Below are 434 nucleotides of genomic sequence, written 5' to 3' on the forward strand. Positions count from 1 at the left end.
GAGAAGCTCGGCCGCCACGCGTCTGAGGCCGAAGTCATCAGGCTGACGAAAGCGCTTTATGACGTCAACGCCGCGCTCTGGGACATTGAGGACCATATCCGCGACTGCGAGAATAGCGGCGACTTCGGCGAGAAATTCATCAGGCTGGCGCGTTCCGTCTACATCACCAATGACAAGCGGGCCGAACTGAAGCGGGAAGTCAATGCTGCGCTCGGCTCGGAATTGATTGAAGAAAAATCCTATCAGAAATACAAGATCCAGTAGTTTTCGGTTCAAGGCATATCCGGCGCTGACGTCATCAAGCTTCGAGCAATGCGCGACCGTGTAGTCTGCTCGCCGGAAAACGGTGCAGGAGCATGTGCGCATGGGAGAACAGAGGATCGGCGTCGAGGGATTGTCCGTCGAGGATTGCCGCCGCATGCTCGGGGAAGGGC

General features: G+C 57.1%; 1 protein-coding gene. It reads left to right on the forward strand.

Annotated features, from left to right (window positions below; all coding sequences use genetic code 11):
- A partial coding sequence (locus AC1D0P_RS30040) for a hypothetical protein (protein ID WP_477680068.1) occupies positions 1-264 on the forward strand: 264 nt, incomplete at its 5' end.
- Between the last annotated feature and the right edge of the window lie 170 nt (positions 265-434).

Source organism: Polaromonas sp. P1_G2 (assembly GCF_056405515.1).